Source organism: Stenotrophomonas sp. YJH_SMC_53, assembly GCF_059369995.1.
Map to the genome: position 1 here is coordinate 220,103 of NZ_JCAFTF010000003.1, position 19,500 is coordinate 239,602.

Here is a 19,500-nt window from a genome sequence, read left to right on the forward strand (position 1 = left end):
CGCCATGCGCAGCGAACTGCCCGGCTACGCCGAACTGCACTGCCTGTCGGCCTTCAGTTTCCAGCGCGGTGCTTCGATCGCCGAAGAGTTGTTCGCGCGCGCCGCTGGCCAGGGCTACCGCGCGTTGGCGATCACCGACGAATGCTCGCTGGCCGGCATCGTGCGTGCCTGGCAAGCGGCGAAGGCGCATGGCGTGGCGCTGATCGTCGGTGCCGAATTCCAGGTCGAGGACGGGCCGAAGCTGGCCCTGCTGTGCACCGACCAGGCCGCCTATGCCGGGCTCTGCCAGTTGATCACGACCTGCCGGCGGCGGGCTGCCAAGGGCGAGTACCTCTGCCTGCGCGAGGACCTGCTCGGCCTGCCCAACGGCCTGCTCTGTCTATGGCTGGACCGGCAACCGGCCGCTACCGACCTGGAACTGCTGCGCACCGGCTTCAATGATCGGCTGTGGCTGGCGGTGGAACTGCACCGCGAACACGATGACGCACGCCGCCTGCAGCAGCTGCAGGCCTTCGGCGAACGCCACCGCCTGCCCCTGGTCGCCAGTGGCGACGTGCACATGCACGTGCGACGCCGCCGCGCCCTGCAGGACACGCTGACCGCGATCCGCCACCGCTGCAGCGTGGCCGAGGCCGGCTGGCGCCTGTTTCCCAATGGCGAGCGCCACCTGCGCCCGCGTACCGCGCTGGCCCAGCTGTATCCGCCCGAACTGCTGGCTGAAACCCTGCGCATCGCCGAGCGCTGCCACTTCACCCTGGAACAGCTGCAGTACACCTATCCGCGCGAGCTGGTGCCCGAAGGACACGATCCGGACAGCTGGCTGCGCGTGCTGGTCGAGCGCGGCATCCAGTGGCGCTGGAAAGGCGGCATCGAAGCGAAGCAACGCACGCAGATCGAGCACGAACTGGCGCTGATCAAGCAGAAGAACTACGCCTCCTACTTCCTCACCGTGCAGGACATCGTGCGCTTTGCGCGCAGCCAGGACATCCTCTGCCAGGGCCGTGGCTCAGCGGCCAACTCAGCGGTGTGCTTCGTGCTGGGCGTGACCGAGATCGACCCGGCACGCAGCAACCTGCTGTTCGAGCGCTTCATCTCCGCCGAGCGCGACGAACCACCGGATATCGACATCGACTTCGAGCACGAGCGGCGCGAGGAGGTGCTGCAGTACGTGTTCAAGCGCTACGGCCGCGAGCGCGCCGCACTGACCGCGGTGGCGATCAGCTACCGTGGCCGCAGCGCGATCCGCGACGTGGCCCGCGCGCTGGGCCTGCCGATGGACCAGGTCAACGAACTGGGCGCGGCGATGGACCACTGGGGCGGCAACATCCCGCTGCCGGAAACCCTGCGCGAGCGTGGCTTCGATCCGGACACGCCGTTGATGCGGCGCCTGCTGGCACTCACCGCAGAGCTGATCGATTTTCCGCGCCACCTGTCGCAGCACCCGGGCGGTTTCGTGATTTCCGAGCATCCACTGTCGACCCTGGTACCGGTGGAGAACGCGGCGATGGCCGACCGCACCGTCATCCAGTGGGACAAGGATGACCTGGATGCCACCGGCCTGATGAAGGTCGACTGCCTGGCATTGGGCATGCTCACGGCCATCCGCAAATGCCTGGCGATGCTGAAACAGCATGGCCTGCACAGCGGGCGCATGGATGCGATCCCCGACGAAGACACCCCCACCTACGACATGATCAGCGCCGCCGACACCATCGGCGTGTTCCAGATCGAGTCGCGCGCACAGATGGCGATGCTGCCGCGCATGCAGCCACGCAACTTCTACGATCTGGTGATCGAAGTGGCGATCGTGCGTCCCGGCCCGATCCAGGGCGACATGGTGCATCCCTACCTGGAGCGGCGCCGGATCCTGCGCGAACAAGGCCCGGACGCGTTGAACGACCCGGACAACCCGCTCTACCCACCGCAGCTGGAACGCGTGTTCGCACGTACCCTGGGCGTGCCGCTGTTCCAGGAGCAGGTGATGCAGCTGGCGGTGGATGCGGCCGGCTACACCCCGGGCGAGGCCGATGCCCTGCGCCGTTCGATGGCGGCCTGGAAGCGCCGCGGCGGGCTGGAACCACATCGCGAGAAACTGCTGGCCGGCATGCTGAGAAACAACTTCAGCCGCGAATACGGCGAGCACCTGTTCGAGCAGATCAAGGGATTCGGCGATTACGGTTTCCCGGAAAGTCATGCCGCCAGCTTCGCCCTGCTGACCTATGCCAGCTGCTGGCTGAAGTGCCATCATCCCGCCGCGTTCACTGCCAGCCTGATCAACAGCCAGCCGCTGGGTTTCTACAGCCCTGACCAGCTGCTGCAGGACGCGCGGCGGCATGGCATTACCGTTCTTCCCGTGGACGTACGCCACAGCGACTGGGACTGCACGCTGGACTTCAGCAGGGGGCCGGCGGCGATCCGTCTGGGCCTGCGTCTGATCGACGGCTGCAACGAAGATGCCGTACAGGCCATCATGCGCGAGCGCGCGCGGCGCCCGTTCGACGACGTCGGCGACCTGTGCCAGCGCACCGCGCTGGACCGCCGCCAGCAGGGCCTGCTGGCCGATGCTGGCGCACTGCGCGGGCTCAGTGGCCATCGCCATCGTGCACGCTGGGATATCTCGGGCGTAGAGAACCGGCTGCCGCTGTTCGATCAGGCCCGTGCCACTGCCGAAGCCCGCGTGCCCCTGCCACTGCCCAGCGCCTGGGAGGACATGCAGGCCGACTACCGCAGCACCGGCACCACCCTCGGCCGCCACCCGATCTCGTTCCTGCGCGCGCAGCTGCGCAGCCGCGGCTGCCTGGATGCCGCGCAGCTGGCCGGGCACGGCCATGGCCGCCGCGTGCGCATCGCCGGACTGGTGCGCATGCGCCAGCGCCCGCAGACCGCCAGTGGCGTTACCTTCCTCACCCTTGAAGACGAGACCGGGATGGTCAACGCCGTGGTCTGGCGCCACCTGGCCGACCGCCAGCACCGGGTGCTGGTCGACACCCAGCTGATGCAGATCGATGGCCGCCTGGAGCGCGTTGATGGCGTGCAGCATGTCATCGTGCAGCGCATGCACTGCCTGGATGAGCTGCTGCAGGGACTGCGCAGCCACAGCCGCGATTTCCACTGACGATACAGATCGTCACACAACGAACTGGCCTTTGCCCGCCGGCATCCGCTATCGTCGGCCTATCCAAGGAAGGACGACCCGATGCCCCGTGTGCTGCTGCTGACCACCCTGGTGATATCGACCCTTGCCCTGCTCGTTTCCGGCTGGACCGCCTGGAGCCTGCATCGCAGCCAATCGCCTGAGCGGATCATCGAAGCGCGCGGCCTGGTCATCCACGATGGCACTGGCCAACCACGGCTGATCCTCGGTGCGCCGGTGCCGGACCCCCTCAGCAGGGGCCGCACCCAGGGACCGCGTGCAACCGCGCTGTCCGGCCTGATCCTGCTTGGCCCCGACGGTTCCGAGCGCGGCGGTTATGGCACCAGCGACCGCGGGGGCGAAGCCCTGCTCACTCTGGACGATGCCACCGGCACCACCGAAGTCTTCAAGGTCGTCGCCAATCCGGACCGTGGCGCCAGCCTGATGGTCAAGCACCAGAACAATACCGGCGCCATGCTCACGTCCTGGCAGGGCAAGCCGGAGCTGATGTTCGTCGATGACAGTGGCCAGTCCTACTACGTGCGCCCCAACGCCAACGCCGCGCCCTGATCTGCTTCCAGCGTCGAGCATGGCTGGGCGCTATACCCCACACACCGCTGCCAGGTCATCGGCCAGCTGCCGCAGCTGCGCCGCCCCCAGCGCCGCGCAGGTGATGCGCAGGCCATGCGCTGGTGCAGCCACCGCAAACACTTCGCCAGCACGCACATGCCATCCGCGCGCAGCCAGCGCCAGCACCTGTGGATGGCTGTCGGCCGGCAACGGCAGCCACAGGTTCAATCCCTCCATCGGCAACGGCGTCGGCACGCCACGCACGCGCAGCAGTTCCTGTAGCGACTGCAGGCGCTGCTGGTACCGCTCGCCTGCCGAGGCGATCTTTGCCCGCTGCGGCGCCGATGCCAGCACCGAAGTGGCGGCATCCTGCAGCAGATGACTGACCCAACCGATGCCGGACGCCAACCGCAACCGCAACCGCATCGCGGTCTCGTCATCACAGGCCAGCCAGGCCAGGCGCAGGTCGGGGCCGAGCGGCTTGGACAGCGAACGCAGCAGCGCCCAGCGCCGGCCATCCAGCGGCAGTACCGAGTGGTAGGCCTGCTGCGAGAGCAGTGCGTAGTGGTCATCGATCAGCACCGCCACCTGCGGATAGGCCGCCAGCAGCTGGCGCAACGCCCGTGCCCGCTTCGCATCCAGGCTGGCCCCGGTCGGATTGTGCGCCCGTGGTGTCAACAGCACCGCGCGTGCACCAGCCTCCAGCGCCTGTCGCAGCGATTCGACCTGCATGCCATGCGCATCCATCGTCACCGGCAACGGCGCATGGCCGACGGCATTGAGCACATTGAGGCTACCGAGGAAGCATGGATCCTCCACCGCGATGCGATCGCCCGGCAGCAGCCATGCCGCCAACAGGCGCTCGATGCCATCGACCGCGCCATGGGTCAGCTCCAGCGCGTACCCCTCGGGGCAATCCGCATCCAGCGAGGCGCGTGCCAACGCCTGCAACCTCGGGTCGACCGTGCCCACGCCATACAACCGCGGTGCCGCCGCGGTCAGGCGCAGGCTGGGCAACAGGCGCGGATCCGGGTTGCCACCGGCCAGGTCCTGAAGCGCCAACCCCGGCGTACTGCCCTCGCGCGCCAGCATCGGCGGCAGGCCACGCACCACCGTGCCGCGCCGGCCTGCGGTGCTGGCCAGGCCGGCCGCGTCCAATCGCTTGTAGGCGGCGGCCACGGTGTTGCGATTGACCCCCAGCTGATCGGCCAGATCGCGAACCGGCGGCAGCACGCTGCCGGCCGGCAGACGGCCTTTGCCGATGCCATCGCGGATGCTGTCGAAGATCGACTCGGCGCTATGCCCGGTGATTTTCATTTTGTCCTATGCCAAAATAAGTCTTGTCCTGTGCCAGTGTATCCCACCCTGGCCGCCCTGCATTGGAGGTGCCCGCATGCCCCTTGCCGCCGCCGACTGGCCCGTCGCCCAGTCTGTTGAACAGATCGCCGCCAACCTGGGCACGGTGCGCCAACGCATCGCCGATGCGTGTGCCCGCGTCGGCCGGGACCCGGCCAGCGTGCGCCTGCTGCCGGTCAGCAAGACCGTCGATGACGCCCGCATCCGCATGGCGGTGGCCGCCGGTTGCCGCGAGCTGGGCGAGAACAAGGTGCAGGAGGCGCAACGCAAGGCCGAGACGATGGCCGATCTGGGCGTGCACTGGTCGGTGATCGGGCATCTGCAGACCAACAAGGCGCGCTACGTGGCGCGCTTCGCCAGCGAGTTCCAGGCGCTTGACAGCCTGCGCGTGGCCGAAGCGCTGCAGCAGCGCCTGCAGCTGGAAGACCGCACGCTGGATGTTTTCGTGCAGGTCAACACCTCCGCCGAACCCAGCAAGTACGGACTGGAACCCGCTGCCGTCGAGGCATTCGTGCAGCAGCTGCCAGTCTTCGACCGGCTACGCGTGCGTGGCCTGATGACTCTGGCCATCTTCACTCCCGAAGTCGAACGTGTGCGCGCGTGCTTCGTGCGCCTGCGCGAACTGCGCGACCAGCTGCAGCGTACCGCCCCACCCGGCATTGACCTGTCGCAGCTGTCGATGGGCATGTCCGGCGACTTCGAAGTGGCCATCGAGGAAGGCGCCACCGTGGTCCGTGTCGGCCAGGCCATCTTCGGCGCACGCGCCACCCCGGACAGTTTCTACTGGCCCAGCAATGGAGCCCCGGCATGAAGCACGCGGTTGTCCTGCAACACGTTGCCTTCGAGGACCTTGGCACCCTGCAACCGTTGCTGCTGGCCCAGAGCTGGCAGCTGCAGGTGCTGCAGGCGGGTGTAGATGCACTCGATCCGGCCGAAGCGGCTGACCTGCTGGTGGTGCTGGGTGGCCCGATCAGCGTCAACGATGTTGATGTTTACCCGTTCCTCAACGATAGCATCGCGCTGTTGCAAGGGCGTTTGCAGCAGCAGCGGCCCACGCTGGGCATCTGCCTGGGCGCGCAGCTGATGGCGCGTGCACTCGGTGCCGACGTCGCCGCCAGTGGTGGCAAGGAGATCGGCTTTGCGCCACTGCTGCTCACCGATGACGGTCAGCGCTCGCCACTGCAGGCCCTGCAGGGCATTCCGGTACTGCATTGGCATGGCGAGGCGTTCGAACTCCCAGCGGGTGCACGCCGCCTGGCCAGCACGCCGGCCTGCCGCCACCAGGCCTTTGCCATCGGTAACCATGCGTTGGCACTGCAATGCCATCCGGAGCTGGACGCGCGCCAGTTCGAGCGCTGGCTGATCGGTCACACCCTGGAACTGGCGCAGGCCGGCATCGATCCGAACGACCTGCGCACGCAGGCGCGTCGCTATGGCGCGCCACTGGCCGCGGCCGCCACCGCGATGTTCGACCATTGGCTGCAGGACCTGCCGGAGCTACCGCAATGAACTACCGATTGCAGATCCACCGCGATGGCGCCTACTGGGGCCACTTCGACTGCAGCGGCCCCGATGCCATGCAACGCATGGACGCCATCGCCGCACAGCTGCCTGCAGACCAGGGCTTCCAGCTGAAACGGCAGAAAGGCATCGGCGAAGAGCGCATCCTGTCCAGCAATGCCGATGGCCTGCGCGTACTGGCTTCGCAGATCCAGTACCGCGACCTCTGACGATCGTCACGGTAGTGCCGGCCGCTGGCCGGCACCCGACGGGCAACAGATTTGCCGGCCAGCGGCCGGCACTACCCCGGCTGTTCGCCCGCGTGCGAAGCTTCACCCATGCTGACCCTGCAACGCGGCAGCCACCACGGACTGCTCATCGCACCGCGCTGGCCCTCCACCCGCATCCAACTGGAAGAAGAGGTACTGCAACGCCTGTGCGACGCACAAGCACTGCTGCCTGCCGGGCTCCGCCTGCTGGTCACGCGCGGCTTCGAACCCAGAAACAGCCGCCTTGGCAGCTTCCGTCGTGGCGTGCGTTGGCTCGGCATCGCGGTGTTCCGCGCCTGCTATCCGCAACGCCATGATGAGGTCGACGCCATCTTCGGTGCCAACGGCCACGACATCGATGGCCGTCATATCGATGTCTCGCTGGTACTGCACGGCAAGCGGCTGCGGCTGCTGCCCCTGGGCGTGTTCACCCCGCCGCGCTGGCAGCAGCGTCGCACCGCCCGCCATGCCGAAGCGATCGCCCGGGTGAAGCGCAGCCTCCAGCACTGCGGTTTCGAGCTGCATCACAACCCCACCGAAGCCCTGCAGATCCACTGCGACTTTCGTCCGCGCTGACCTCGCAGTCGGCCACGCATGCCGCGCCTCGCGTCCATTTATGCAAATGATTCTCTTTTGCTGTAAGGTGTAGCCGCTGCCCTTGCCGCCGCGGGCTGTTCCCTTTCCCAGTTGTCGCCCGCCCCGTGTCCACGCCTGTCGAACCGACGGATGTCGCGCAGCTGTGCGCGGCCCACTACCGGCCGCTGCACGCCCATGTCCGCCGTAAACTCCCGCAACGCAGCGACGCCGATGATGTCGTCCAGGAGACCTGGCTGCGCGTCGTCAGAATCGCCGCCAGTGGCCTGCTGAGCAATGGCCGCGCTTACCTGTACCGCGTCGCCCACAACCTGATCGCTGATCACTACCGGCAACGCCAACGCCGGCGCGAAGACGCTCTGGATGACGCGCAGCTGCTCGCCATCGCTGATCCTTTACCCCTGCCGGAGCAGCGCCTGCTCGACAGCGAGCAGCTGCGCCACCTCGACGCGGTCATTGCCGCCTTGCCACCCCGGTCGCGCCAGGTGTTCCTGCTGGCACGGGTGGAGCAGATGGCACTGGCCGAGATCGGCCGCCAGCTGGGTATCAGCAGGCAGACCGCGCACGGCCATCTGCTGCGTGCGCTGGTCGCGCTGCAGCAGGTCCCCGACGCATGAGCCAGGAGGCGATCGCGCGCGAGGCCGCACGTTGGTGGCTGGATGGCCACGACGGCGGCCGCGACGAGCGTGCGTTCAACCAGTGGTACCACGCCGATGCGCGCCACGCCGCGCAGTACCAGCACCTGCAGGCGCTCTGGCAGGCCGGTGATGCGACGCCCAGCCTGCAGCGGCACCAGCGCAAACTGCAGCGCCGACGCCTGCGCGACGCAGGCACCGCCGTGCTGCTGCTCTGTGCCTTGGGCCTGTATACCCGCCAGGCCGCGCCACCGGCCGCGCAGGTGATGCGCACGGCGGCAGGCGAGATCCGCGAAGAAGTACTGCCGGATGGCTCGCACGTGCTGCTCTCGCCCGGCAGCGAGGTCCATGTCCGCATCGATGCACAGCGCCGACAGCTGCAGCTGGAGCGCGGCCAGGCCTGGTTCAAGGTAGCCGCCGATGCGCAGCACCCGTTCCAGGTGCATACGACGCACGGCACGGTCACCGCGCTCGGCACGGCCTTCGACCTTGCCGTACAGGACAACGACAGCGTGGTCACCGTCACCGAGCATCGCGTCCGCGTCGACAGCGGCGCCCGCAGTGAGCAGGCCATCGAAGGACAGCAGCTGCGCTTCGATGGACAGGCACCGATCATCGGCCTGGCTGACAGCCGCGGTGCGCTGGCCTGGCGCGAGCGGCGCCTGCACTGGGTCTCCGCCCCCTTGGCCGAGGTCACCCAGGGCCTGGATCGCTGGCATGGCAGCCACACCTGGATCATCGGCGCACAGCTGCGCCAGCAGCCGGTCACCCTGCTGGGCAGCGCCGACGGCGCGGCGCGCAGCCGCGACCAGCTGGCCACACAGCTGCGTGTGCGCGTGCTGCGCCTGGGTGCGGGCGTGCAGGTGTGGCTGCCGCCACGCAGGGGACATCGCGATGCACCCTGACATCGGCCCTGCCGCTGCGTCTACCCAGGATGACGACGCGCCGCGTCAGCCCCTGGAGCCCCCGATGCCGTTTCACCACCCCCTTGTCCTCGCCCTGTCACTGGCCTGCACCATTCCGCTTCCACTGGTGTCGGCCAGCGCGCACGCGCAGACCGTCACGCGCCACTTCGATCTCCCTGCACAACCGCTGGCCAGCGCGCTGGATGCGTACAGCCGGCTGACCGGTGTCGATCTGGTGATCGGGGCCGCATTGCCGAGTGGCCAGACGGCACCGGCGCTGCGCGGACAGTTCGATGATGCGCAGGCGCTGTCGCGCCTGCTGGTCGGCAGCGGCCTGCGCCCCCGCTTCATCGACACACGCCGTGCCACGCTGGAACCGGCGCCGGCCGAACCCACCGACGGCAGCCGTCGAACCGGCCCGCTGCGCGTACAGGGCACTACCACGCACGGCCAGGCACCGGGTACCGGCGCCAGCCAATATGTACCGGCCACCGGCGATGGCTTCGCGCCCTCCGTCGGCAGCGAACGCGTGGCAATGGCCGAGCGCCAGGATGGCAACAGCCTGCTGCGCTCGATGCCCGGCACCCACAGCTTCCATTCGCGCAGCCAGCCCGGCCTGCAGGTCAACATCCGCGGCATGACCGGCGCCGGGCGGGTCAACACCATGATCGATGGTGTCACCCAGACCTTCCGCAACAACGCGGGCCATGGCTCCGGCGGTCCGTTCGCCTACGTCGACCCGTTCCTGCTGGCCGGCGTGGACGTGCAACGCGGCGCGGTCTCCGGTGGTGATGGCGCAGGCACGCTGGCCGGCAGTGCCAATTTCCGCACGCTGGATATCGGTGACCTGCTCGGTGAAGACCGTGACTGGGGCCTGCGTGCAGGCTACCGCCACGGCAACAACGGCTACGGCAATGGCCGCACGTTCGCCGGCGCCTGGCGCCACAGCGAGGACGGCGGTGATCGCCAGTTCGGCCTGCTCGCCGCTGCCAGCAGCAGCCGCAGCAGCGAATACGCCACCGCGCGGGGGCAGAAGAACCCCGCCGACCCGGGCAGCCAGCAGCCCAGCAGCTGGCTGCTGAAAGCACGCCTGCAGCCGAGCGACCAGCATCGGCTGGACCTGAGCCACATGCGTTACGAAAACGACTTCTACCACAACTACCCGTGGCAGATTTCCGCACGCAACCAGCGCGCCAGCTACCACTACACGCCCTATTCGCCGTGGATCGACCTGCGCGCGACCTTTGCCAGCAACAAGACCCGGCTGTTCTATCCGCCCGTGGAGGATTCCAGCTACATTGGTCGCCGCACCCACAGCAGCCTGAGCAGCTGGACCCTCGACAACACCAGCCGCTTCGATATCGGCGCGCTGCAGGCGCGCTGGAACACCGGCATCAAGCACCAGTCTGACATCTATGTAGCCGACACCCCCACCCTGCGCGGCGCCAACCCGCAGGGCCGCAGCCAGCTGGACAGCGTGTTCAGCACGCTGGAACTGCAGTACGACGTCTACGCGCTGACTGCAGGCCTGCGCCAGGATCGCTATGGCATCCGTGGCCACGTTCCGGTGTGCTCGGATGTCCCCGGCCAGTGCGCGGAGATCAATGGCGGCGGCATCGACGTGCGCCGCACCCAGCACGCGCTCAGCCCCAGCCTGGCGGTTTCGTGGCAGGCCACCGACTGGCTGCAACTTTTCGCTGAAGTCTCGCGCACCTCGCGGCCGCCACGCGTGCAGGAGATGTTCTTCGAGAAGATCCCGCTGGAAGGCATGAGCGATGCCGATGGCGTCGGCGCCAACCCGTTCCTGCGCCGTGAGCGCTCGCGCAACCTGCAGTTCGGCGCCAACCTCAGCACCGACTCGCTGCTGGTTGACGGCGACCTGGCGCAGCTGCGCGTCACCCGCTTCGACAACCGCATCCGCGACTACATCAAGCCACAATACCTGCTGATCGTGCATCCGCCGGCAGTGGAGCCAGCCGTGGTACCGATCGACAACGATCCGCAGCTCACTGCCTGGACCGACGCACTGGACGTGGACGACTTCAGCACCACCACGCGCTGGATGAACCACCCGGGCGTGGTGCGCATGCGCGGTATCGAGCTGGAAGCGCACTACGCCAGCGCGCACTACCACGCGACGCTGAGCTGGACCCGCTCGCACACCAGCGCGCCCGCCATCGAATTCGTCAACCTGGAAGACATTACCGCCCTGCCCGACCGCTACTGGACGCTGGACGTAGGCGGCCGCTGGTGGCAACAGCGCGTGCAGGCCGGCCTGCGCGCCGAATACTCCGGGCCCACCGAAGAAGGCTACGACTTCTTCCAGACCCGCAAGACCGGTGGTACCGGTGTACTCCTCGACTTCTACGCCAGCTTCAAGCCCCAGCCCAACACCACCCTGTGGCTGAACATCGAAAACCTGCAGAACAAAGCCTATGACAACAATGCCTCGATCGACAGCATCTTCAGCCCGATCCTGGACCGCGGCAACGGCCGTGGCCGCACCGTCTCGATGGGCGTCAATGTGGCGTTCTAGCCGTCGCTGGTGGCTGCTGTGCCTGCTTGCGCTGGCCGCAATGGCCAGCGCGCAGCCGATGCCCGGCACGGTGATCGACCTGGCCACGGGCCAGCACCTGGACGAAGCCGCATTCGTGAAGCGCGCAGCGAATGCCCCGCGACTGCTGCTGGGCGAACGCCACGATCTGGCCGGTGACCACGCCGCCCAGCGCTGGCTGCTGCACACGCTGCAGCAGCAGCGTCCACAAGGCGCGCTGGTGCTGGAGATGATTGCCAGCGAACGCCAGCCGCGCCTGCAGCGGGTGCAGCGCTGGCTGGCCAACGGCAACCATGCCGACGGTACGCGCCTGCAGGAGCTGCTGGGCTGGGATACACGTTGGCCGTGGGCGGCTTATGGCGGGCTGGTACAGGACGCCACCGCTGCCGGCATCCCCCTGCTCGGCGGCAACCTGTCGCGTGCCGAGGTCAATGCGTTGCTCGCTTCCAACGGGCCGGTGCGGTTCCCGATGCCCACCGCCCGGCAACGACTGTCGACCGTGGTGCTGGCCCAGCACGCAGACGCAGCACCGATGCTGGAAGGAATGCTGGCCGTGCAACAGGCCCGCGACACGCGCATGGCACAGGTACTGACTGCAGCCCCTGCACCCGCGCTGCTGCTGGCAGGCCGCTGGCATGTACTGCGCGGCACCGGCGTGCCGGGCTACCTGCCACCGGACGCACCGGCACTGGTGATCGCACTTGCTTCACCCGATGAAACCGTCGATGCGGTCGATGCCGATCTGCTGTGGGTGCTGGGCGATGAGTGAACGCAGCCAACACTGGCAGGCGATCGCCATCAGCATCGGGCTTCACTTGTTGCCACTGCTGCTGTTGGTGCACTGGGTGGCCGCGCCGCCATTGCTGCCGCCGCCCGAGCAGGACGTGCGCATCAGCCTGCGCCTGCTGGCACCGGCGACGCCGCCGCAGCCAGTGGAAGAACGCCAGGCCGACACCCCCAGCCAGGCGCAGCAGGCGCGCGCATCCCAACCCACGAAGTCGCCCCCTCCACCGAAGCCCACCGCCGCACGCGAGGGCGAAGTGGCCGCCAGCGAACGCAGTGGCGCTGGCCGGCAAGCCCTGCCGGTCGCCCCGCCTGCGGCCGCGACCGATGCAAGTCCCGCACCGGCATCGATCACGGCCGCGCCGCCCGCTCCCGACGCCCCACCGGCGGACTTCCAGGCCGGCGCCGCCAGCGACCAGTGGGAAGCCCGCCTGATGGCGCGGCTGGAGCGCTATCGCTACTACCCTGCTGCGGCCCGCTCACGGCGCCAGCAGGGCACTGCCTGGGTCAGGGCCAGCATCGATCGCCAGGGACGCCTGCTGGCCCTGCGGTTGGAGCAGTCCAGTGGCCAGCCGATGCTTGACGGCGCCGCACTGCAGACCTTCCGCCGCGCGCAGCCGCTGCCGCCCATTCCCGATGAACTGAAGGCACCACAGGAACTGGTGGTGCCGGTGGAGTACTACCTGCGCTAAGCGTTGTGGAACTGTGCCGCAGTCTGCGACCTCAACCCAGGTTCAGGTCAAACACATCCGGCGCAACAGAGCAGTCCGCCGTGTGCAACGATCGCAGCGTGCTGTATCGCCGGGCCCATGCTCGGCTGTTCCATGCGAACGGCAGCCGAGCATGGGCCCGGCTCTACAGGCGAACAGAACCTGGCCGGGCAAGGCCCCGGCGCGAAAGAGGCAGGGCTACGTCCACGCCGGATCCGCAGTGAAATCGATGGTCAACCAGAACGTGCTGCCCCGCGCATCCAGCCGCACGGCGATCTCATCGCGCATCGCATCGACCTCGCCCACCGAGCCCAATGGCGTACCGGGGTCTGCCAGCACATGGATCTCGATGAAGCGCATCCGCCCCATCTTCGCCACGTGGCTGGTGAAACCGGCATAGCCACGCTCGGACACGAATGCCTGCATTACCTGCTGCACGCGCCGGTCCAGGTCATCCGGCGCCACCTGCAGCACTTCGCGCATGGCCTTCCATGCACTGCGCGCCGGCACTGGCAGTACCGCCAGGCTGATCAACGCCAGCACGATCGAATCCAGGTACGGGACCCAGTGGTGCCACTCGCCGCCATGCAGGACAAGGGCCAGCACGAAGGCCAGCACCACCGCCAGGCTCATCAATCCACCCAGCAGCCAGCCTCTTACATCCAGCCACAACAACGCCGAGCGCAGGCGCCGCGCACGCTGCGCGACGAACGTCGCCATTGCCAGGTTGCTGGCACTCAGCAGCGCCGCCCACCACAGCGCGGGCCCGAATTTCACTTCGTGCCCGCCCGTGGTCAAGCCGATGACCGCGTTGGCCAGCGCGTACACGCAGGCCAGCGACAGGATCACCCCACCGAGTGCTTCGACCATCGGCTCCAGGTGCCAATAGCCATACTGGAAGCGCGGGCTCTGCTCCCGCGCCACCAGCCGCAGTACCGACAACGAAACCAGGGTCAAGGCAACGTCGACCAGGCTGTACACGCCGTCGAACAGGATGGCCTGCGATCCCACCAGCAGGCCACCGATGAAGCCGACCGCGCTCACCGCGATGGTCACCCCGATGGAGAACTTCAGGATGCGTTGCTCGCGCGCGGTATCCATCGCTCGCCGAAGGGCCGACCGTCCCCGGTCAGGCCTTCAGCACCTCCACCCTGTACGAGGTCACATCGCCATCGTGCTCGATGATGAGCCCGTGCACATCCGACTCGAAGCCCGGGAAACGCGCATTCTGTTCACGGGCAATACGCAGTGACTGGATGATCGGCTCGTCGCTGTCGCCGAATCGCTCGCCCGGCATGATGGTCGGAATGCCCGGCGGATACGGCACCAGCATGGTCGCCGCGACGCGACCACTGAGCTGCTCGATGTCGACCCGCTCGATCTCGCCCTTCACCAGGTGGTTGTAGGCATCGGCCGGGGTCATCACCGGCGTCGGCAGATCCACGTACATCTCGCGCATCACCTTGGCGACCTCGAATTCCTGGTTGAACGCGTGCAATGCATCGCACAGGTCACGCAGTCCCCAGCCGGCGTAGGCAATCGGATAGTCCGCCGCCAGCGTCGGCAATGCCTGGCTCAACGGCGCGTTGCAGTCGTACAGCTCCTTGAAGGCCATCAGCTCGGTGACCAGCGTGCTCCACTTGCCCTTGGTGATGCCCATCGAGAACAGGAACAGCACCGAATACAGGTTGGTCTTCTCCACAGTGATGCCGCGGCCCCACAGGAACTTGCTCAGCACCGCCGCCGGAATGCCCAGCTTGCCCATGCTGCCGTCCATCGCCAGGCCCGGGGTCAGCAGGGTCACTTTGATCGGGTCGATCAGCACGTAGTCATCGACCAGATTCTCGAAGCCGTGCCAGTGCGCGTCCGGCTGCAGGTACCACTCCTCGCGCTTGGCCACCAGCGGAGCCGGCGTATCGCCCTTGTCCAGGCTGCGCTCGACCTTGGTCGGCTGCCACACACTGAACCACCAGTCGTCGCGGCCGAGGTCGTCACGCACGTGCAGCATCGCGCGGCGGAAGGCGATCGCCTCGTCATGCATTTCCTGCACCAGCGAACGGCCGGCCTCGCCCTCCATCATTTTCGAGGCCACGTCACAGGCCGCGATCACCCCATAATGCGGGCTGGTCGAGGTGTGCATCATGAACGACTCGTTGAAGCGCTCGGCATCCAGGTCGCGCTGCGCCGAGTTGCGTACGTGGATCATCGACGCCTGCGAGAACGCGGCCAGCAACTTGTGGGTGGAATGCGTGGTGAAGATGATCGCATCCTGCTCGCGCGGCTTGCCCTTGGCCATGCCGTAGTGGTTCTCATAGAACGGATGGAACGCGGCGTAGGCGTACCAGGCTTCGTCGAAGTGCAGGAAGTCGACCGCGCTGCCGATTTCGTCGGCGATCTTCTCGGCGTTGTAGCACAGGCCGTCGTAGGTCGAGTTGGTCACCACCGCAATGCGCGGCTTGGAACCGGCCTTGTAGGCCTGGCTGGCCAGCGGGTTGGCGGCGATGCGCTGCTGCAGCGATTCCGGTGTGAACTGATCCAGGCTGATCGGGCCGATGATGCCGTGTGCGTTGCGGCTTGGGGTGAAGTACACCGGCACCGCGCCGGTCATGATCAGCGCGTGCAGCAGCGACTTGTGGCAGTTGCGGTCGACGAACACCACGTCGCCGCGGGCCACCGTGCCATGCCAGACGATCTTGTTGGCGGTGGAGGTGCCATTGGTGACGAAGAAGGTATGGTCGGCACCGAAGTTGCGCGCCGCCTCTTCCTCGGCATCCTTGATCGGGCCGGTGTGATCCAGCAGTGAGCCCAGCTCCGGTACCGAGATCGACAGATCGCTGCGCAGGGTGTTCTCACCGTAGAACTGGTGGAACGCACGGCCGACCGGCGACTTGGTGAATGCCACGCCGCCTGCATGGCCCGGCGTATGCCAGGAGTAGTTCGACTCTGCCGCATGATGGATCAGCGCCTTGAAGAACGGCGGCAGGAGATTCTTCATGTAGTCTTCGGCCGCGCGCATCACCTGCCGCGAGATGAAGCTCTTGGTGTCTTCAAACAGGAAGATGAAGCCGTGGATGTACTTGAGCAGCTTGCTCGGCACCTTTTCGATGGTGCGGCGCTCGCCGTACAGGAACACCGGCAGGTTGGCGCGGCGCGCACTCTGCTCGCGCAGGAAGGCGGTGAGGCGCTGGAACTCGCCATCCACCTCTTCGCTGCCATCGATCGAGATCAGCACCGCCGAGGCCGCCACATAGGTACGGGCTCCGGCACGCGCATCATCCAGGTTCAGCCCGCACAGCACCCGCTGGTCGTTGCTGCGCAGCTCTTCCACCAGGGCGCGGATCAGGATGCCGCCGATGCGCGGCGACTCGTAGTCGTTGTCGATGACAATGACCGGGTAGTCCAGGGACTTGAAGTACACGTTGATTCTCCTTGTCGAACTCAGGAACGCTGGGCGCCGGCGCTGATGGCCGATGCCTCGCGGGCGCGCTGCCGCTGCTGGCGGCGCTCCTCGCTGAAGAATGGATAGAACACGGTGATGAACAGCACGAACAGGAAGGCGTACTGCACGATGGTTCCCGACGAGCCGTAGATCGCCCACAGGCAGTACACGACGGTCAGGCTGGTGAGGGTCCAGAACGCACCGGTATGGACCAGGGTGTGCGAACGCTCGACCACGAAGTAGCAGGCCACGCACGAGTAGATGTAGGGCAGCAGGGTCAGCACCACGGCCGCCGACGTGATCACGTCGAACTGGGCCGACGCGGTTTCCGAGGTGGACGTCACCAGCACCGCCAGGGTCATCAGCACCGCCACGATCAGCACGCCCTTGACTGGCACGTCGTCCTTGTTGGTCTTGCTGAAGATGCTCGGGAACAGGCCATCATCCGAGGCCGCCTTGGCACTCTGCGCGGTCAGCAGGATCCAGCCACCCAGCGAGCCGGCGGCACCGATGAAGGCGCACAGGCTGACCAGCGCGCCGCCCCAGCCACCGACCGCCTTGGCCGCCGCCAGAGCGAACGGTGCGTCGGAGGTCTGCAGCTCGCCATTGGGCACCATGCCCATGATCACTGAGGAACTGGCGATGTAGGCGATGGCAGCCAGGAACACACCGGCCAGGGTGGCACGGGCCACGTTCTTCTCCGGGTTCTCGACCACGCCAGCCGTGACCGAAGCCGATTCGACACCGATGAAAGCCCACAGGGTCAGTGCCGCGGCACTGGAGATCGCACCGAAGTTGGACTCACCGGACACGTTGTAGGCGCCCTTGAAAATGTCGGCATCGAAGAAGAACCAGCCGAAAATGGCGATGCCCAGGATCGGCACCAGCGCGAAACTGGTGGTGACCGTCTGCACACGGCTGACGAAGGCCGGGCCGATCACGTTGGCAAAGCTCAGAGCCCACACCAGGATCAGCACCGCGATGCAGCGCACCAGCGGCTCGGACAGGATCGGGAAGAAGTAGCTGAAGTAGCCCACCGCGGCGATCGGGATGGCAACGTTGCCGATCCAGTTGGCGAACCAGTAGATGGTATTGGTCTGGAAGCCCATGTAAGGCCCGAACCAGTCACGCGCATAGGCATACGGACCGCCCGCCTTCGGCGCCAGCTTGCCCAGCTTGGCGAATACGAAGGCCAGCAACAGCGCACCGGCCGTGGTGATCAGCCAGCCCCAGATCGATGCGGTACCGATCTTGGCCAGGCTGGACGGCAACAGGAACACGCCTGAGCCCATCATGTTGCCGGCGACAAGGAAGGTGGCTCCGACCACCCCGATTTTCTTTGCTTCTGCCATGACAATCTCCTGTACTGGCATGAACCCGGTGCGGCCGGGCGTGGGGACGGTTGCGCTGGCGTAACGCCGCTGGCGCTTACTTGATGAAGTTGTATTGCAGGCTGCCCTGCACCCGGACCGTGTCGCCGCGCGCACCGCCCTGCTGTTCCAGGCGGCCGTACAGCAGCTCCATGCCCATCGTCCACGACGGCGCCGGGCTCCAGATCAGGTTGAACACGCCGTATCGGCTCTGCCGGAAGGCGTCAGCAGCGAGTGCCGCGTTCCGCTCCAGGGTCAGCTGGCCGAAGATCAGGTTCGAACGCCACAGCTCGGACCAGTAATGCGTGTAGCCGACGAAGCCGCCGTGCAGGTCCAGCGCGTCGAGATGGCCATCGGCACCGACCACCGCGTCCAGCCCGGAGCCGGTCAGGTCCGCGGTGTAGCGGCTGAGGCCGCGCCCGCCGAGCGCGCCGAACAGCAACAGATCGCGCTCGCCTACCGATGCCGAGCCACTGAACTGCAGGCCGCCGGCCATGCGCCGGTCGCGCTCGCCCTCGCCGTCATAGGCCAGGCTGCGCGCCACCGCGCCCAGCTGAAGATGGCCCCAGTCACGCTCCATGCGTGCGGTCACGGTCACATCCGGCAGCCGGTTCACTGCGGCCCGTTCATCACTGGCACCGGCCAGTTCGGTCTTGGGGTCTTCGGCGGCCAGCGTCAGGGTGTTGCCCTTGCCCATCGCGAAGCTGTGGTGGATGCCGGCCACCAGCAGATAGCCCGCGCCGCCGGGCCCGGCGAAATCCAGCGTGTCGGGCAGGCTGTCCGGGTCCATGAAGCTGGAATAGCCATAACCGGCATAGGTATTGCCGAGCTGGCCATAGGCATGACGCAGGCGGAACGCGTAGCCGTCGCTGCTGCCGAAGAAGTCGTTCTCCAGGTAGAAGCGCAGGTTGCCGTGCGTGGTCGGGCGCCGCGCCTCGAAGCTGAAGCGGGTCTGCTTGGCGTGGATGTTGAAATTGGAAACATCGCGATGGCTGCCGCCCACCGGCATCGACGAAGGGATGAACTGATCCTCGTCACCGGCCGCGCGCGAATCGGCAATCGCATCGAGCTTGGCATATCCGCCAATGCGGATCACCGTGTCAGTACCTGGAATGGCAAAGAACCCCTTCAGATCCGGGTCGGTCGGCCCAGCAGCGCTGTCGGGACGCGAGGCCGCCGTTGAGGGATCGGCCACCGATTCGCGCTGCGGCAGCACCGGTTGCGCCACACCCGGCACCTGGGTGGGATGCAGCAGGTTGGCGCTGCTGCCAGGTGGTGTCACCGGCGCTGCTACCTGCGCAGCGGCCGCGACAGCGCCCTCGCGTTGTTCGAGCTGATCCAGACGCTTCTGCATGCCCTCCAGTGCCTGCCGCATGGCAGCGATTTCCTGGCGCAATGCGTGCGCATCCTCCTGGCCATTCTGCTGCGCATATGCGGGCGTGACCGCCAGCGCGGTCAGGCAGGCCAGACTCAGTACCGCAAAGCGCATTGCATCCTCCCTGGACGAACATTCGCAGCGCACTGACGGCGCGCGCGCAGGCGCAGCTCCGACGTTGCGTTGCCGTTGCTGGAAATGCGGGTACTGCGTCGACGACACCGGCCAGCCTGCGCGTGGCAGGCAACAGGACGATGACACTGCCCTGCCCGTACCGATATCGACGCCATCAGGGCCGCACTGCCGG

General features: G+C 67.1%; 16 protein-coding genes. 11 read left to right on the forward strand and 5 right to left on the reverse strand.

The features are described from left to right. The first annotated feature begins 4 nt into the window (after positions 1–4). On the forward strand, positions 5–3,115 hold the full coding sequence (locus tag AC5P7X_RS06215) for an error-prone DNA polymerase (protein ID WP_171955499.1): 3,111 nt from the start codon (positions 5–7) through the stop codon (positions 3,113–3,115). Positions 3,116–3,196: 81 nt separating this feature from the next. Further along, the gene (locus AC5P7X_RS06220; RefSeq protein WP_053499649.1) at positions 3,197–3,703 is read left to right on the forward strand and encodes a hypothetical protein; all 507 of its coding nucleotides are present in this window, start codon (positions 3,197–3,199) and stop codon (positions 3,701–3,703) included. A gap of 30 nt (positions 3,704–3,733) precedes the next feature. Here AC5P7X_RS06220 and ptsJ read toward each other — a convergent pair whose 3' ends face one another. Next, positions 3,734–5,020, reverse strand: a complete 1,287-nt coding sequence (gene ptsJ / locus AC5P7X_RS06225) for a MocR-like B6 salvage transcription factor PtsJ (protein ID WP_495214625.1) — start codon at positions 5,018–5,020, stop codon at positions 3,734–3,736. A 76-nt stretch (positions 5,021–5,096) separates the two neighbouring features. Here ptsJ and AC5P7X_RS06230 point away from each other — a divergent pair, with 76 nt between their 5' ends. From AC5P7X_RS06230 to AC5P7X_RS06270, 9 genes are all read left to right on the forward strand, one after another. Beyond that, the gene (locus tag AC5P7X_RS06230; RefSeq protein WP_053499652.1) at positions 5,097–5,870 is read left to right on the forward strand and encodes a YggS family pyridoxal phosphate-dependent enzyme; all 774 of its coding nucleotides are present in this window, start codon (positions 5,097–5,099) and stop codon (positions 5,868–5,870) included. Continuing rightward, positions 5,867–6,568, forward strand: coding sequence for a glutamine amidotransferase (locus AC5P7X_RS06235; protein WP_253136474.1), 702 nt, complete (start codon positions 5,867–5,869; stop codon positions 6,566–6,568). Before AC5P7X_RS06230 ends, AC5P7X_RS06235 begins: the two co-directional genes overlap by 4 nt. Then, positions 6,565–6,789 carry a hypothetical protein gene (locus AC5P7X_RS06240; RefSeq protein ID WP_005417095.1) on the forward strand — a complete coding sequence of 75 codons (225 nt, stop codon included), beginning with the start codon at positions 6,565–6,567 and terminating at the stop codon, positions 6,787–6,789. The genes AC5P7X_RS06235 and AC5P7X_RS06240 overlap by 4 nt, the downstream gene beginning before the upstream one ends. Positions 6,790–6,897: 108 nt before the next feature. Further along, complete coding sequence (locus AC5P7X_RS06245; protein ID WP_329842491.1) at positions 6,898–7,404, forward strand: hypothetical protein; 507 nt, start codon at positions 6,898–6,900, stop codon at positions 7,402–7,404. Between the two features lie 125 nt (positions 7,405–7,529). After that, positions 7,530–8,039, forward strand: a complete 510-nt coding sequence (locus AC5P7X_RS06250; protein WP_171957386.1) for an RNA polymerase sigma factor — start codon at positions 7,530–7,532, stop codon at positions 8,037–8,039. Next, positions 8,036–8,962, forward strand: coding sequence for a FecR family protein (locus AC5P7X_RS06255; RefSeq protein WP_253136476.1), 927 nt, complete (start codon positions 8,036–8,038; stop codon positions 8,960–8,962). Before AC5P7X_RS06250 ends, AC5P7X_RS06255 begins: the two co-directional genes overlap by 4 nt. Positions 8,963–9,026: 64 nt before the next feature. Continuing rightward, positions 9,027–11,498 (forward strand): TonB-dependent receptor, encoded by a 2,472-nt coding sequence (locus AC5P7X_RS06260; protein WP_495214626.1) that lies wholly within the window; start codon positions 9,027–9,029, stop codon positions 11,496–11,498. After that, on the forward strand, positions 11,485–12,285 hold the full coding sequence (locus AC5P7X_RS06265) for a ChaN family lipoprotein (protein ID WP_495214627.1): 801 nt from the start codon (positions 11,485–11,487) through the stop codon (positions 12,283–12,285). The genes AC5P7X_RS06260 and AC5P7X_RS06265 overlap by 14 nt, the downstream gene beginning before the upstream one ends. Next, a complete protein-coding gene (locus tag AC5P7X_RS06270; RefSeq protein WP_171957382.1) occupies positions 12,278–12,991 on the forward strand; it encodes an energy transducer TonB family protein in 714 nt (237 codons plus the stop codon). The genes AC5P7X_RS06265 and AC5P7X_RS06270 overlap by 8 nt, the downstream gene beginning before the upstream one ends. 216 nt (positions 12,992–13,207) lie before the next feature. On the opposite strand, the gene AC5P7X_RS06275 is transcribed toward AC5P7X_RS06270, so the two are convergent. From AC5P7X_RS06275 to AC5P7X_RS06290, 4 genes are all read right to left on the reverse strand, one after another. Beyond that, complete coding sequence (locus tag AC5P7X_RS06275) at positions 13,208–14,110, reverse strand: cation diffusion facilitator family transporter (RefSeq protein ID WP_053499656.1); 903 nt, start codon at positions 14,108–14,110, stop codon at positions 13,208–13,210. Between the two features lie 28 nt (positions 14,111–14,138). Further along, positions 14,139–16,427, reverse strand: coding sequence for an Orn/Lys/Arg family decarboxylase (locus AC5P7X_RS06280; RefSeq protein ID WP_053499657.1), 2,289 nt, complete (start codon positions 16,425–16,427; stop codon positions 14,139–14,141). Between the two features lie 20 nt (positions 16,428–16,447). Next, positions 16,448–17,800: an arginine/agmatine antiporter gene (gene adiC, locus AC5P7X_RS06285; RefSeq protein ID WP_005410068.1), complete on the reverse strand. Its 1,353-nt coding sequence runs from the start codon at positions 17,798–17,800 to the stop codon at positions 16,448–16,450. Between the two features lie 76 nt (positions 17,801–17,876). After that, on the reverse strand, positions 17,877–19,307 hold the full coding sequence (locus AC5P7X_RS06290; protein WP_053499659.1) for a DcaP family trimeric outer membrane transporter: 1,431 nt from the start codon (positions 19,305–19,307) through the stop codon (positions 17,877–17,879). Positions 19,308–19,500 lie beyond the last annotated feature (193 nt).